Source organism: Ruegeria sp. CK1 (assembly GCF_056536545.1).
This window is the reverse complement of the sequence record NZ_JBQFPX010000001.1, coordinates 12058-27239: the sequence shown is the minus strand read 5'-3', so window position 1 is coordinate 27239 and position 15182 is coordinate 12058. Positions and strand designations below refer to the sequence as shown.

The following is a 15182-nucleotide window of genomic DNA, read 5'->3' as shown; positions in this document are numbered from 1 at the left end:
CTCTGAACCGCCAGGAAGTCCAGTCCAATTGTAAAAAATGTTCTCGCCTCACTAGATCGCAGGGCACAGGCTTCGGTGTCTGCTTTCCGATCTTAAGCAGTCATCTGAGTAAAATGCTCGGATGTCAGCATCGAGCCCAAAGTGGATATTCAAAATTCTTAACTCGTATGGACGACGAGCTGACTGTGGGCATTGGAAAATCGCATAGTATTGCGAGCGTGCTACGGCCTATCCCTAGATTTTTGTCGCTTCCTTAATGCTATAGTGAATTGGCTTGGTTTCGGAGGTTGGTTGATGCTCATCGTCTTAAGTCTTTACTTCGGCTTGATTTGGTTGGTGTTTTCTAAACTCCAATGGCTCCCGTGGAACGGGTTTTGGAAAACGGTTGTCTACGCTGGCGCAGCAGTGATTGCTCTTGTCGTAATAGGAGCTCTGAATCACACGACACCCACTGGTCCAGTTTCAGTTCAAGGGATTGAGACAAACATCGCACCTAACGTATCCGGAACTGTTGTCGAGGTGGCTGTCCAGGCCAATCAATCCGTTAATGAAGGTGATCTACTCTTTAAAATTGATCCTGAGGTTTTTGCTGCTGAAGTGTCACGTCTCGAGGCCTCTCTTGAAACGGCTAAGTCTTCGGCTGACCAGTTACTGACTGATCTCGCTGCAGCCGAGGCTGAAATCGAGTCTTTGAATACCCAGCTTCTCTTTGGGCAGCAGAGGCGCGACGACATCATCCAATTGGAAGAGCGAGGCGCATCGACAACCTTTCAACTCCAAGAAGCCGTTGCTACGATTGATCAATTGACCGCGAATATCCGAGCAGCTGAAGCGCGCAAGAAGGGACTGGAGCGTCGAATTTCCGCTACGATTGACGGCCGAGACGCCGCAGTTGTGGAAGCTGAAATGGCGCTCGAGCAGGCCAGATGGAGCCTTGAAGAGACAGAGGTTCATTCACCCGGAAATGGCGTAGTTTCTGCTGTTACACTACGGCCTGGAAACCGCGCCACTACGTTTCAAGGTGCGATAACATTTATTGATCCGTCGGATTTTGCAATTGTAGCCTCCCTTCCACAATCGAGCCGCCAAAACGTAAACATCGGAGACGAGATTAGGTTGGCACTGCGGACACAGCCTGGCACAGAGCTCTCTGGCATCATTGTTGCTTTACCGGCGGGATCCGCCGAGGGGACACTTGATCTGCGCGCGGGGCTTCCTTCAATACGAGAGCTGGCCGGTATCTCTAGCTACCCAGTGCTGATTGAGTTATCTGAGGTTTCCGATTTGGAAGATCTTCCTTTTGGTACATCGGGAACAGCATTGGTAATGACTGAAAAAGCAGGCGCAATCGGGGTTCTTGCCGAAATCCTATTCTGGGTAACCAAACAGTTGAATTATTTGTAGCCTTTGGACGTAGTTCAACTGAACCATTCCCTTTTTCATGTTCGGCTTCGTCCGCATCTCAGAGATTGCTAAGCCCAGTGATGAAGGTCCGCTTCGGGCTAGACGCGTAGGGCAAAAATTTCTGCTTTTGGTTGCGATAAGCAAATTGAGTGAGACGCATCCAGCAAAGTCATGGCTCTCAAAACTACATTCCACCACTGGGTAGACCCGACACCGACTGACAGCTATTTTTCATCCAAGTATTTTATCACAAGCCTCTTGTTCTTCTCGTTGTGCATTTCCCAATAACGCTTGGTGATCTGACTTGTGATATGGCCGGGAGATCCAGCACCGATATTTTGTCCATTCACTTTGGTCACTGGCATGATCCCTCCGGCGGTTGAAGATATAAACACCTCGTCTGCACCCAGGAGTTGGTCTTGGGGTATGTCGACGGCTGAGCAGTCAAATTCCAGGTCTGTGCAAATGTCGAAGACCGTCTGACGAGTGACCCCGAGAAGCACACCGAACCTTGGTGTTAGAACTCTTCCGTTGATGACGGCAAAAATATTGAACCCGGGCCCTTCAGACACGTTACCATTTGTATCAACAAGTATCGCTGTATCTGCACCGCGGTCGTAAGCCTCATAGAGGCCTTTCACCAGATCCAACCAATGATAGTTCTTCACTGTGGGGTCGACTGAATTCGGAGGAATGCGCACCAAGGATGAAATTGCTGCATTTAGTCCATGCTTCATCTGCTCTGGATTGGCCACCGATCCAAACGGGATCGCGAACGCGATGAACTGATTGATGGCATCACGTGGATCCCGGCTGAATGTCGGAGACATGCCGCGAGTACAAATAAACTCGACGTACGAGTTCTTTAGTCCGGATAGTGCGACGCAATTGTGCAGTATCTCGGTAACCTGGTCTTGGTCATACTCAATCGACATATGCAGCTTTTCCAAACCTGCAAAAAACCGATCAAGGTGGCTTTCGAGTCGAAAGAAAGCTCCGCTCCAAACATGGACGACATCGTAAGTCGCGTCGGAATGAAGCAGCCCATAGTCCAGAACCGAAATCTTAGCTTCCGAAATCGGCAAATACTGCCCGTCCATGAAAGCCACGCCAGGAGGATATGTTTTAGGGTCAGAGTAATGCTCGGAGAGATTGGGTAAAACAGTCATGAATAGAAGCTATCGGAGTGCGGACTGAAATCGCAATGTCCGTTTTGGGCTGCCCGCTGTCCTTGATCCCAAACAGGTGAAGGGCAGAAAAGTCTGCAAAGCGGACATACATCGCGATTTTGCGAACGTCTGCCTCGAGCCCATACCTACCAAATGCTGCGCATAGCGCGAGTGACTGCTTTGGACTTCCTACGCTCGAATCTCTTCACGCATAAACTCGACAAAGGACTTAACACGCGGCTTTCGAAAGGCCGAAGGCAACTGCACGCTTTGGATCGGCAAAGTGCGGGAATGGAACTCCGGAAAGAGTTGCACAAGACGTCCGGTTTCAAGGTCGTCCCCCAAAAACACATCTGGGCATATGAAGATGCCGCTCCCTGCGCGCGTCGGAACGAGGCAGGCGGGAGGACTGTTTGCGAGAAATGGGCCAGAGACAGGCACCTGCACGGTTTGCCCTTCGATCTGGAAGGGCCAGCGGTTTGGATCCGGGTTGTTCGCATCTCGAATGCAAATGTGGTCCGAGAGTTCCGCAGGATGTGAAGGTGCGCCATGTTCTTCAAGGTAGGAAGGGGTCGCGACGACTTTCATATGCGTTTCACCAAGCTTGCGAACGACCAAACTGGAGTCACTGAGCGCGCCGATCCGTATTGCGATATCGAAACCGCCCTTGGCCAGATCGGCATAATGATCCGACAAGTCCAATTCGACCGTGACGTTCGGGTGTTGCTCTACGAAGCGGCTTGCTGCTTTAGCCACCGCCGTGTCGCCATAGGTAAGGGGCGCGGCCACACGAACGATGCCCTTCAAGCCCTCTGAAGCGTCAAACTCAGTCTCCAACTGCTCCATCTCAGCCAGCACTCGTCGCGCTCCTTCCAGATATCGCTCCCCCTCGTGGGTCAGCGACATAGACCTGGTGGTGCGATGGAGAAGATTCAGCCCAACCATGTTTTCGAGCTGTGCGACACGCTTGCTGACCAGCTTGTTTGAAATGCCAAGCCGTTGTCCGGCGGCGGCAAAAGAACCGGATTCCACAACAGCCACGAAGCTCTGCATCCCGTCGATCCGGTCCATAGAATTGTCTCCATTTGCGCGATACACACTCGCTCTTATCGCCATTTTATGGAGAAAAGACCATCGCTAAGTTCCTCTCAAGCTTAATCGCAGGAGAAAAGAACATGGCAGCGTCAGACGCCCCCATCTCAATAGGCCAGGTCGCCCTGACGGTGCGCGATCTGGATAAGACCGCCACCTTCTATGAAGACGTGATTGGCCTCGGCCTGATCGAACGCGACGGTGAAAGCGCCTACCTCGGCACCGAGGCTGGAACGCTGATCGAGCTGCGCCAGGACCGAAACGCCAAACCCTTTCCTAAAGAGGCGGGGCTGTTTCACACGGCATTTCTGTTGCCTTCCAAACAAGACCTCGGCGCATGGCTGATCTACGCGGATGAGCGCGGTGTTCGCCTGGACGGGGCATCCCACCACGGTGTCAGCGAGGCGCTTTATCTGAACGATCCCGAAGGAAACGGCATCGAAATCTATCGTGACCTGCCTCGCAAAATGTGGAAACGCGAGGGCGATACCGTCCACATGACAACGCACCCGCTCGATCTGAAATCACTCACAGAAGATGCCACACAGTGGCAAGGCGCACCACAAGGCACAGTCATCGGACACGTTCATTTACGTGTCGGTGATGTCAGCAAAGCAGCGAAATTCGTTACTGACGAACTGAGTATGGTTCAGACCTTTGAGCTGCCCTCAGCCCGCTGGTTCGGGTCCGGTGGCTACCATCACCACCTAGCTACAAACGCTTGGCAATCCAAGGGAGCAGGCTCGCGCTCTGCTGGGGCCACTGGTCTCACAAGTGTTGAGCTGTTGGCAGACCCCAAAACTCTCACGCCCGGCCGCAAGGTCGACCCGTGGGGCACTGAATTCACGATCAACTCGGCGCAAGCCTGCGCCGCGTGAATATCGTCAAATCAAACCAAGAGAGGACAACAACAATGACACCTAAAGAGCTCGTATTGGAGGCTGTAGCCGCCATTTTCGTCAACTTCGACGCAACCGCAGCCGAACAACTGCTGGCAAATGACTACATTCAGCACAACCCTGCTGTACCCACAGGTGCCGCTCCAATCCTGGGGTTTATCCCCGGTCTTAAGGAAAGCGGGATCGAGGTGGACATCCACCGGGTCATCACGGAGGGCGATATCGTCGTCCTGCATACCACCTACAACAACGCCCAGGCGTTTGGTGCAGACACCTTGGTTGGCTTTGATGTCTTCCGCGTCGAGGACGGAAAGGTTGCAGAACACTGGGACAACCTGACACCAATCACACCGCCGAACCCGTCGGGTCATACTCAGACCGATGGTCCAACTGAGATAACCGATCTGGATAAGACCGCTGAGAACAAGGCGCTGGTCACAGACTTTGTGCACACCATCCTGAAGGATGGCGACGTTGACCGGATAACCGAATTTCTGTCGACGGAGACCTACATACAGCACAACAGCAACATTGCTGACGGTCTGGACGGTTTGGGTGCGGCTCTTGCAGGCATGGCCGAGCAAGGCATCCAGATGATCTACACGGACGTCCACATTGTTGTGGCCGAGGGCAACTTTGTCTTCACCGCCTCCGAGGGCACGTTTGCCGACAAGCCGACTGCCTTCTATGACCTGTTCCGCGTCGAAGACGGCAAGATCGTTGAGCATTGGGACGTAATCGCGGACATCCCGTCCGAGATGGCCCACGACAATGGAAAGTTTTGATCGGGTGCCATCATGAAAGCGTTCTTGATCACCCTGATAATGCTCGTAGGAGGTAACGCAATGGCACAAGACGTCGGCGTCATTGAAATTGTGACGATGGACCTTGCTGAAGGCGTTACACCGCAAGAGTTCGAACCTGTTGATAAAGTCATCGAAGATGAGCATGTCAGCAAACAACCAGGCTTTGTCTCGCGCCAAGCTGCATTCACAGATGGCAAATGGGCAGTGGTAGTTAACTGGGAAAGTGCCGAAGACGCCCAAGCGTCCATGGATAGCTTTACATCAGCACCCGCTGCTGAACGATTCATGAGCATGATCGATGCAACCACAATGTCGATGACACGCTACAATTTAGCGCGATAGCAGACAAACAGAAGGGCGGCACTACGAGGTAGTTGCCGCCCTCCCCTGGTTGTTGTCGCGTTGTTCGGGATGCGCACTCACATGGCACGACATCTCGTTCTCGATAGCGAACTGTTAGGGCGCTAAATTGACAGTCTATCACTCCATAAGTTCGATCTCGCCCGGGCGCCACGATCCGTCGAACCAAGGCTCGAGAGGGCCATACAATCGCAGTACGGTCGACCAAGATTTGCCCGGCATCGTCTGTATCCAGTTGCCCTCTTTGCCTTCAGGCGCTTCAGGCGCGAACCAGACAGTGTAACTTCCGTCTTCATTCGCTTCCAATGTAGCTTGGTTGCTGTCGACCCCTGCGAGTTTCTGATCAGTTTCGAGCAGTGAACGGGTTTGGGTGTCGTAAACGACGAAAGACCAGTAATCCTGCGCGGGCGGATTTGGCGGGATGGTGACGGAATAGGTGTTGCTCCCATCGAAGTAGTTCCCGTCACTGTCCCGGTTTGCCAGCGCATATTGCGACCCGACACCAACCTTTTGTGCAACCATGGCAGGCGTAATGCCAGTCGCGTAGTAGTGGAACAGGGTCCGCGCATCGAGGATTTTCACGTCCCCCGCCTGGAACTCATGATTGCCACCGACGAACGCCGTCTTCCAATACCCTTCGTCATAGTAGAATGGCGCACGCGAGCGAGGAGCAAAATTCAACGACTTAGCCGCCGCCGTGCCCAATGCGACTGCCTCTGTGAGCAGCAGCCTCAGTTCGTCATCGGGTTCAAATGGTTCACCTTTTCGGATACCCAGCGAGAACATTGCTCCCATCAATTCATCGGGAAGTGCTCCTTCCGCTTCGTTGTCTACAACGGCCTTCATCTCTTCAAAGAAGGAAAAGTCATTGGCGTGTATCGTGTTGAACTGAAGATCAGTCAGGTTCACAAATTCCTGATCGGGCGGCGCGTCGCGGTCTTCCCACCGGTAAACACGAAGAGTTTCCTTCACACGATCCACTGCGGCTCCAACGCCGTCTTCCCCATAAAACGCACGCAACAGAAACCAGTTCCGATAGCTTGGCGGCTTCACAATATAGTAACCGTCGTCCGGCAACTCACCTTCATAGTCGGGCGGAACGATCAAGAACTTCCCACCCTCGCCAGCGTCAGGCCCAGCGTTCCCGATGTCAGTGACATAACGCATATAGGCATCGTTCACGAACCCCAGCATGCCCGGCGGCACGTCGTAAACCACTGGCCCTTCGGACAGGTCCGTACAGTTAAGAATGTAGATTGTCGTGGTGTTCGGCGTGAGAAGAAGCGAACGGGCGTTATACAGGTCTTCAAAGATCCCGATCTTCATCGGATCAACGCCAGCGCCCTCTTCGAGCCCGTGACACATTGCATATGTTGAGGCTGCAGGCATTCCATCCATGAATACCTGCATGCCACGCATGAAATTTAATGCGTTATACGACAGCTTAGCTGTATCCGGCGTCGGCAAGCCGTCAAAATATTCCAACGTTCCAAATCGTGTCTCCACCTGATCCGGTACGATTATGCTATCCGGAACTTCAGCCTTGTACTCTTGGGCTGGAGATTGCGATGCGAGTACCAGGGCGGTCAGCACGGCTAACGACTTTGTTTTCATTGTTCACTCCATTGGGAATTTTTGTTTGTTTTGATCAGTTTACTTTTTCTAGATCGCCCAGCATCCAGCCACTTTCCAACCATCCGTCTTGCGGCCCATATAGACGGAACAAAAGGAAGTACGGCTCTGTGGTTGGTATCCAGTTGCTTTCCTTGCCTTCCGGTGCCTCCGGTCCAAAAAAGATGTCGTAAGAACCGTCTTCATCGGCTTGCATAGAGTCTGTGTCGCGCTCGGACAGACCCACTGGATCAACGTTCCGGATGAAGCTCTTGGTCTCCATCGAATAAACAATCACGGACCAGAAATCGTCGGCAGGTGTGTCTGCTGGCACGTTAAGTCTGTAAGTCTGATTGTGGTCGTACATGTCGCCGTCGCTGTCGCGAAGGCCCGTCAGATAAAAGGTACCGCCACCGAGTTGTTTCGGCAGGTACGTGATCCAGAAGTAGCTGCCGCCCGCACGCGCATCCACAAGTACCTCTGTCTCAGTCTCATACGGGAAGCCTGCCTCGGGTTGACCTTCGGCAAAGTCCCATATCAGCCACTGGCTTTTCATCTCGCCGCTATCGTCGACCCAGAGCGGTATCATGGCTTTGCCGGGCGTAACAAAGTAGTTCTGCATAGAGGCATACGCCAACAACAAACCCTCATTCATTGCTTTCAACTGAATTTCCGATGGTTCGAAAGGTTTTCCCTTTTCGATCCCGAGATCCTTCAGGAAATTTACCATGACCTTGTCTTGTTGTCTGACGGGGTTGTTTTGAACGTAATCATTCAAGTCCTGAAAGAAGGTCTCGTTGTAGTATGGAAGCGAGTCGTACGGCACTTCTGACGCTTCGAGATAGTTGTTGGGTGGTGGATTGTCAGCCTCAGACAGGTAGTACACTTTGATCGTCTGAGCGTACTCGGCCGCATCGGTGTCCGTTCCGCCATTCGTCAGTTTTGGCCGGAACGAAAAACCATATTCGTAGGTATCTGTTTCAAAGGGAAGGTATCCCGCTTCAGTTAATTCCTCCAGCGACATTTCCCCTTCGTAGCCTGGGGGTAGCATGAGGTACTTGCCGCCGGCACCTTCATCGAAACCATCGGGACCTACGTCCACAATAGGAACATCCCAAGCATTCACGATTGTACCGAAGTAGTTCACCTTGTCGGTGGCAGCGGGCACTTCAATGACAAGGGGACCGGGTTCGGAGGTCATTGAAGCCCAAGCATAGGCCGTAACATCGTTGGCCGTAAGAAACCCATGTTTGGAGTCGAACGGCTTGTTGAGATAAATGATGTCATTGTAGTCGCCACCGAGGTCGCGGCGAATGCCCTTGAGGAAATCGATCATACCGGCGGCAGGCATTCCCCAGATGGCCGTCTGGGTGGCACGCTGCACCATAATCTTGTACTCGATGTCCTCGACCTCGGCTGATCGTGCAAGGATGTCGCCCGTGTCGTTGAAGGACTGGGAGAAAACTGGTGAAGCAGAAATACCTGCGCCGAGCACCATTCCCAAAAAATGCATCGAAAAACCACCGTGTAATGGCCGAAGTATTTTCATATTGCAATGCTCCCTGCTGTTTAGGGAAAGCTTGCACATCCGTTCAGCCGATGCGTATCATTTCACGACACGCGGGCGAACAAGCGGGTTGACGGATTGAACCTACCACCGATGATTTCGGCTAAGGCCTTGGGCGCGATGCCCCAGTTTGTGCTTGAGGCCGCTGGGGAAAGACGCTTGTTGCGTGCTTTTGACTCTGCCGATCTTCCTGTTCACTTCATTGAGGAAAGAGGCGGTTACATCTCGGAGCATGCCTTGGCGACCTTTGTGCACGAAGCCGCACGATCCACGGGACAACAAAACATCGGATTGTTGTGGTCACCGTATCTCACTGTCGCTGACTACGGCGCCTGGGGGAGTTACGTTCTTTCTGCTCCAACGCTGGGGGCAGCGCTAATACGAGCTTCTGCCGTCATGCCATTTCATTCGTCTACGGATCGCGCATGGCTTGAAACTTCGGGCACAAGCGCGCGCTACTGTTATCGTTTTGGACTTCGCTCGCATTTCGCGTATCCGGACATCGGCTTCTCGGCCGTTGGGGTTTTTTTGAGCATATTCCGCGCGTATTTAGGAAGCGACTGGAAGCCATCTGCCGTGCTCTTGGACTTCCCGAAGGTTCCTGGATTTGTCGAGGCAGAAGACACCTACGCTTGTCCTGTAATCTGGAACGCCTCCCGGCTTGGGGTTGATTTTGATGCATCGGCTTTGCGAGCCGAAACCACGCCCAAAAAACTTACCGGCGGCTCGACAACCGTCGGAGATATTTCTCGCGAACGATTGGGCGGCCCACCTCAAACACTTAGAGGACAAGTCGAGGAAGTGGTTTGGCAACAACTTCATCGGGAGGAAATGTCGATTGATGCCACCGCGCGTTCGCTCGATCTTGGCGTTCGCACACTACAACGGAAGTTAGCAACCGAAGGGGTTCGTTTTCGCGAAATCGTCAACGATGTCAGGGTAGCAAGGGCCGAGGAACTCCTCACAGATACGCGCGAGACAGTCTCCAGTATCTCCTCCATGCTAGGATATGAAACCGCAAATAATTTCAGCCGCGCATTTAGGAAGGTGACGGGACTGACGCCCTCTGACTATCGCAAGATGAACTCCGACAATAGTTGACTTGTGGGTCGCGAGAGCAATCTTCCAATGTCTGCTTTGTCCGCATAGCCGACTTTGATCCAATGGCAATAAAGTCCGCGTAGCAGACATTCAATGAATTCTGCGAACGTCTGCTCCGAGCCCTAATTGACCGATGCTGCGCGATGCCCCAATTACAGCAATGCGCAGAAAGCGGACTTTGCAAAGTCTCGCCAAGGCGCCAAAACGAGCGTTTATCGCTGTCTCGTATGCAGCACGATAATTTCCCAAAAATGATCGTTAGTCTTCTGTGCCGCTGACCCAAGCCACCTTCAAGTTTGGATCGAAGAGCAACGGTTTGATCTCAACTTGCCTAGTTCTAAGCCAGACAGGCTCAAATTCTCTGCTGTCTGCCAAAGCATCAAGTCTTGTATCGTGCGTAGTCGAAGTCCATATACACGAGGCTTACGTTTTTCTTTTTCGACCTGCTGTCTCCCCAATTCGGCGTTCAGTCTTTCGATTCAGACCGACCACGCCGAGTCGCCGCAATGATGCGGGCGGCACGAATTAGGAGACTTCCACCATGGCAAATGGCACAGTAAAATGGTTCAACTCAACCAAAGGTTTTGGCTTTATCGAGCCTGATGATGGCAAGCGCGACGTGTTCGTGCATATCTCAGCAGTTGAACGTTCCGGCATCAGCGAATTGAAGGACGGCCAAAAGGTTACTTTTGACGTCGAGGCTGGCCGTGACGGACGCGAAAGCGCCGCCAATCTGGCACTCGCCTGACCTTTTTCGGGCACCCTTTCTGGGTGCCCGTTTGCACACTGGGTTACTAAACGCCGTTGGAGAACAAGTAAGTTGCAACCAAAAGACTGGACGCGGGCGCTCGCGCAATACCGTGTGCCCGATGCGAAGCGCAGTATTTATGAAATTGCGATCACCGTTGTCCCCTTATTCGCGCTATGGGCTCTAGCGTGGATGGCTTTTTCTTTTAGTGTCTGGATCGCATTATTACTGGCCGTCCTGAATGCCGCATTTCTGGTCCGTATCTTCATCATTATGCATGATTGCGGTCATGGATCTTTCTTTAGAAGTCGCACTGTTTGCAATTGGACCGGCCGGGTTCTAGGTGTTCTTGCCCTGACACCCTATGACGTTTGGCGGCAAAGCCATGCGATTCACCACGCTTCAACCGGTAACCTTGATCGGCGTGGTATGGGTGACATCCCTACATTGACCACTGAAGAATACCTGAAGCGGAAGTGGTTCGGGCGTGCCGCTTATCGTCTGACCCGGAACCCCGTCTTCCTGTTCGGTGTTGCGCCGATCTATACGTTCTTTATTCAAAACCGTTTACCTCTTGGTTTCATGCGTTCGGGCTGGCTGTACTGGGCAAGTGCGATGGGAACAAACGCTGCAATTGCAGGGGTATTGGCCCTAGTTTTTTGGGCCGGAGGCATTGAGGTATTATCGTATGTTTTCCTACCAACCATGATTGTCGCATCATCGATTGGTATTTGGCTTTTCTATATTCAACACCAGTTTGAACACACGACCTGGGAACGGGAAGAGGGGTGGAACCTTCAGAACGCCGCATTCTATGGAAGTTCTCACTATGCCCTACCAGGCATCCTGCGGTGGTTCTCTGCTAACATCGGCGTACACCATGTTCACCACCTTGCCAGCCGCATACCGTTTTACCGGCTAAACGAAGTTTTGCGTGACCATTCTGCGTTAGAAAATTGCCAGCGTATTACTCTATATGAGAGCTTTCATTGTGCACGATTGCATCTTTGGGATGAAAAAAGTCAACGTCTGCTGACATTTTCCGAGGCTTTGTCGAACGCCAATTCCAAAAGGCATTTAGTGTAGTCTGGCGCGTACCAGATAGGCTTCGACCGTATCACCGCCCAGGGCGCGAATGGCCTCTAATCGGTGAAGGCCTTCAATCAGCACGAACCTCTTGTTGTCCGAGCGTATTTGGATCGGGGTCTTCTGGCCGTTCTTCAGGATATCTTCGGCCAGCGTCAGAACTTTTTGTTGATCAAGCGTTTTCGCCCGTTTCACAGGTACATAGATCAGGTCGAGCGGATATGGTCTTTTCTCCAACATAAGCTACGTGAGCAACCTTTCGTGCAATTGTTCCGGTTCAGAGTTCGTTGCAAAAGCGGGGGTTGGAACGTGCGTCATAGAACCGAACGAACAGCGTCGCGCAGTTCCTGATGCATAACCCAAGTGGCTGGCTCATCGTCACTTTCGATGTGAGAAAACGCCAGGACCTGAGCGGCGCCATCATTCTGCACCGATCCGGCTTCGGGTAGGTCCAGTTCCAGATATTCTGCGATCAATAGTCCGATTTTCTTAAAAACCTTGATGGAGGCCTCGCGCGATTTGTAACCGGCCGCCTGAGACAAATGACCAATGGTCAGACCGTCCTTGCCTGCGATTGTAAGTGCTTTGAGCATAGTGACCTGCGCAGGGGTGAGCCTAATCTGTCGCAATGCCTCGGCATATTCTCTTTCACTGGGAACGAGGGTGCCGGAGTTTCCCTCCAAACGGCGTTGACCGCTACGTTTCCTGTCTCGTTCACCGAGAATTTCTTTTAATGCTTCGATGGCCAATGCTGGTGTTTCGCCGACTGCATCAGCAATCATTGTCTGCGTTTTAGCCGGTGGCTTGGGGAATGCGCGCGCAACGCTGTTACCGCTCAGGATGCCGGCCTTAATCAAGTACTTTCCAAATTCTTCTTCAATCACTCCTGCTACGTCAGCGTTCCGCGACTCACGAACACTGCGATCCTGAAATGCTCTTTGTTCCAGACCACGAGCTGACATCTTTGAACCGTGAAGGGTTACTTGAGGGGCATTTTTGCGCATCAGAGAAACACCACCACAATTATGGTCGCAACAAACACCAATAACGCGATAAACATCTTTACTCTGTAGGACCAGCGATGCGCCCTTTCGGCCTTGAGCATTTTGCCAAGGTTTTCGTCAATCGAGTTATGGTTCACGGCTTGGTCCTTCCGGATTTGTCAGGCGATATTGATTTCCAGCGAACCTATTTTCGCGGCATATTTTCGGCGCACTTATCGTTCTGTCTTGTGAACGGCCGATTACATTCCCAACCATCACCTCTTCGATTCAAATGAGCGTTGGAAGGGACTAGGATCGCAACGCAACTGTCCTGGTTTGCGCGAAAGCCACGTTCACATTTCCATCCAGAGTAGGTTTCAGGCGCAAGGTATGCATGCTGTGGAACGGCCACAGGCTCACAGCCGCTATCCGCTGCCCTGTACCCTCTGAGGCATACCCAACCATCCGAGCTTCCTCCGTCGCTCAGACGACCGTTTTCTGGGACCTCTATTGCAACACAATCCTGGTTCTCCATACGAAATCCCCAGTTGCAGTGTATTTCCTGCACGCCAAACCGGGTTTCGACGTACCCATTTTGAGGCGAAATCACTTCTTCACATTCTTCTCCAACACGCTGGAACAGCCGATTGCACTCCCACTGATCTCCGGTTGATGCAAGATAGGCATTTTCAGGAACTCTTATTTCCTCACAGAGTTCTCCGACATTCTGGAAACCGTGATTGCATTCCCAGCCGCTGCCATAGGCGCTACCCGTCAAAAATGCGTTTTCTGGTAAGTCTGTTCTTTGGCAGGATCCGTTCTTGTTTTCGAAACCTTCGTCACAAACAGACCCATCGGCATTGCCCGCGACCTGGGCGGGAAGCTGAGTTCCTGCAAGAAACACCAAAAGTGTCGGGATCAAACAAAGAATGCAGCGAGCAAACACGATGAATGAATGGTCGAAACGGAGCCTGAGACCTGATCTATCGGGCATCAAGCACGCAATTTAAGAGCCATGTGCTGTTCATACGGCGCCTTCTTTCATAGGTCACGCGATGACTGGAGCACGTCAGGTGACAGTTGCGAATGTTTGCGAGGAACGAGCTCATAGCGAAGACCCCAGCGGAACCCGTTCCTATGCTGAGGCACATGCTACAATTAGTCTGAAGGCCATTGGATTATCGTAACCGGCAGCATCGCGGCGGCGAGTAATTTTTTACCAATACACTCTTGTCGTTCCTAGTCTGTGAAGAGTCAAGGACGCACGCTCGTCAAGAAGCGTGTGCTGCGGAATGGTCAATTTTTGAGACCGGCGAGTTATTAGGTGGTTAAGAGAATAACTGAGAGGCAAAGTTCACTTTGGGGCAATTTAGGTTGACAATTCATCTGTGAAAGCGCCGGATTTCTTGGGCAACAATCTTGGAGGTGGTGAACGCTCGCCGCTCCAGCCCATTGCCGACACCGAACTAGGAGCTTCGCAATTTCTATCGACAGTTTTGCGGACACTGAGATTGGAAGACACCTGGCCGACGCTGCACGTCGTTGCCGCATGGTTTTCTTCACTGGATTACCAGCATCAGGAAAGTCATTCCTGTTGCGTCAGCAGATGTCCATTTCGGTCTCCTTGGGACGTCGCGCGCATATTATGCGTTGGGATACAGGTCTCGCGGCGTTTCAGACCGAAGATCTACTCGCTAGATATCCAGATGTTTCCGATGGAACTCATCCGTTGATCCGAAAGGCAGCCGGGCTGTGGGGTCGGAGAGCCCTTGCGCGATGGCTGGCGGAGAATACCGACCCCACAGACTTGATTGTCGGAGAAGTCCCTATCATCGGAAACAGGTTTTCCGAGTTCATCCAGGCGCAGCCGGATCAGGTTGAACCAGCCTTAGCATCCGAGGAAACCACATTCATCTATCCCGTTCCTACAAAGAGCTTGCGTGCCAATCTCGGAGCCGTCCGAAGGTCTACGTTTGCGAACCCAAAACATCCTGATGAGGCCAGAGATGCGCCTCCATCGACAATGGAACTGGCTTGGCGTTTGACGTGTGCCAAGGCCGCAGAATTGGGCTTGATCTCTGAAGCGGACAGTCATTCTCCGTACGAGGAGATGATCTATGTGCGGTTTTTTGAGCACCTTCTGCAACACCGAAACGCCATCAGAATTGGGGTCGATACGATTTATTCAAATGCTGGGTCGGCCCATGATCTAGAGTCGAGCATTTTAGAACTCAGTGCAAGTCCGGACGAAGTAAGGTGCGTAATCGCAGAGGTAGAGGCCGCTTTTACAGCCGAGGAAGCTACCCGAGACGTCGAAAACTGGTATAAGGTTTAGCCTCGTGCAAAAGCCCGCTCC

General features: G+C 52.4%; 16 protein-coding genes. 8 read left to right on the top strand and 8 right to left on the bottom strand.

Annotated elements, in window-relative coordinates; translation table 11 throughout:
- Positions 1-192 precede the first annotated feature (192 nt).
- Positions 193-1404: an HlyD family secretion protein gene (locus ACR0L3_RS00135; protein WP_480742701.1), complete on the top strand. Its 1212-nt coding sequence runs from the start codon at positions 193-195 to the stop codon at positions 1402-1404.
- Positions 1405-1628: 224 nt separating this feature from the next.
- On the opposite strand, the gene ACR0L3_RS00130 is transcribed toward ACR0L3_RS00135, so the two are convergent.
- Together ACR0L3_RS00130 and ACR0L3_RS00125 are read right to left on the bottom strand one after the other, a co-directional pair.
- On the bottom strand, positions 1629-2504 hold the full coding sequence (locus tag ACR0L3_RS00130) for an aminotransferase class IV (protein ID WP_480742699.1): 876 nt from the start codon (positions 2502-2504) through the stop codon (positions 1629-1631).
- Between the two features lie 258 nt (positions 2505-2762).
- Positions 2763-3644 carry a LysR family transcriptional regulator gene (locus tag ACR0L3_RS00125; protein WP_170379999.1) on the bottom strand — a complete coding sequence of 294 codons (882 nt, stop codon included), beginning with the start codon at positions 3642-3644 and terminating at the stop codon, positions 2763-2765.
- 104 nt (positions 3645-3748) lie between these two features.
- Between ACR0L3_RS00125 and ACR0L3_RS00120 the strand changes: the two genes are divergently transcribed.
- Genes ACR0L3_RS00120 through ACR0L3_RS00110 form a run of 3 tightly spaced genes read left to right on the top strand, consistent with a single transcriptional unit; the run spans position 3749 to position 5712 of the window.
- On the top strand, positions 3749-4543 hold the full coding sequence (locus tag ACR0L3_RS00120; protein ID WP_170380000.1) for a VOC family protein: 795 nt from the start codon (positions 3749-3751) through the stop codon (positions 4541-4543).
- Between the two features lie 35 nt (positions 4544-4578).
- Positions 4579-5349, top strand: coding sequence for a nuclear transport factor 2 family protein (locus ACR0L3_RS00115; RefSeq protein WP_170380001.1), 771 nt, complete (start codon positions 4579-4581; stop codon positions 5347-5349).
- 60 nt (positions 5350-5409) lie between these two features.
- Entirely contained in the window at positions 5410-5712 is a 303-nt protein-coding gene (locus ACR0L3_RS00110; protein WP_480742697.1) for a hypothetical protein, read from the top strand.
- A gap of 138 nt (positions 5713-5850) precedes the next feature.
- Here the strand turns inward: ACR0L3_RS00110 and ACR0L3_RS00105 are convergent, their stop codons facing one another.
- Together ACR0L3_RS00105 and ACR0L3_RS00100 are read right to left on the bottom strand one after the other, a co-directional pair.
- Positions 5851-7344 carry a DUF1254 domain-containing protein gene (locus tag ACR0L3_RS00105; protein WP_170380003.1) on the bottom strand — a complete coding sequence of 498 codons (1494 nt, stop codon included), beginning with the start codon at positions 7342-7344 and terminating at the stop codon, positions 5851-5853.
- 34 nt (positions 7345-7378) lie between these two features.
- Positions 7379-8854, bottom strand: coding sequence for a DUF1214 domain-containing protein (locus ACR0L3_RS00100; protein WP_170469594.1), 1476 nt, complete (start codon positions 8852-8854; stop codon positions 7379-7381).
- 132 nt (positions 8855-8986) lie between these two features.
- Between ACR0L3_RS00100 and ACR0L3_RS00095 the strand changes: the two genes are divergently transcribed.
- The 3 genes from ACR0L3_RS00095 to ACR0L3_RS00085 all read left to right on the top strand — a co-directional run bounded on the left by ACR0L3_RS00095 (position 8987) and on the right by ACR0L3_RS00085 (position 11843).
- Positions 8987-10009 (top strand): helix-turn-helix domain-containing protein, encoded by a 1023-nt coding sequence (locus ACR0L3_RS00095; RefSeq protein WP_170469388.1) that lies wholly within the window; start codon positions 8987-8989, stop codon positions 10007-10009.
- A gap of 541 nt (positions 10010-10550) precedes the next feature.
- Positions 10551-10757 carry a cold-shock protein gene (locus ACR0L3_RS00090; RefSeq protein WP_480742695.1) on the top strand — a complete coding sequence of 69 codons (207 nt, stop codon included), beginning with the start codon at positions 10551-10553 and terminating at the stop codon, positions 10755-10757.
- 114 nt (positions 10758-10871) lie between these two features.
- The gene (locus ACR0L3_RS00085) at positions 10872-11843 is read left to right on the top strand and encodes a fatty acid desaturase (RefSeq protein WP_480742694.1); all 972 of its coding nucleotides are present in this window, start codon (positions 10872-10874) and stop codon (positions 11841-11843) included.
- Here ACR0L3_RS00085 and ACR0L3_RS00080 read toward each other — a convergent pair.
- The 4 genes from ACR0L3_RS00080 to ACR0L3_RS00065 form a co-directional block, all read right to left on the bottom strand.
- Complete coding sequence (locus ACR0L3_RS00080) at positions 11835-12083, bottom strand: ParB N-terminal domain-containing protein (RefSeq protein WP_039524390.1); 249 nt, start codon at positions 12081-12083, stop codon at positions 11835-11837. The two genes, ACR0L3_RS00085 and ACR0L3_RS00080, sit on opposite strands and share 9 nt — an antisense overlap.
- A 74-nt stretch (positions 12084-12157) precedes the next feature.
- Positions 12158-12847 carry a hypothetical protein gene (locus ACR0L3_RS00075; protein WP_480742693.1) on the bottom strand — a complete coding sequence of 230 codons (690 nt, stop codon included), beginning with the start codon at positions 12845-12847 and terminating at the stop codon, positions 12158-12160.
- Positions 12847-12984 (bottom strand): hypothetical protein, encoded by a 138-nt coding sequence (locus ACR0L3_RS00070; protein ID WP_170567617.1) that lies wholly within the window; start codon positions 12982-12984, stop codon positions 12847-12849. The genes ACR0L3_RS00075 and ACR0L3_RS00070 overlap by 1 nt, the downstream gene beginning before the upstream one ends.
- Before the next feature lie 47 nt (positions 12985-13031).
- On the bottom strand, positions 13032-13820 hold the full coding sequence (locus tag ACR0L3_RS00065) for a hypothetical protein (RefSeq protein WP_480742691.1): 789 nt from the start codon (positions 13818-13820) through the stop codon (positions 13032-13034).
- A gap of 612 nt (positions 13821-14432) precedes the next feature.
- Between ACR0L3_RS00065 and ACR0L3_RS00060 the strand changes: the two genes are divergently transcribed.
- Entirely contained in the window at positions 14433-15161 is a 729-nt protein-coding gene (locus tag ACR0L3_RS00060; RefSeq protein ID WP_480742689.1) for a hypothetical protein, read from the top strand.
- Positions 15162-15182 lie beyond the last annotated feature (21 nt).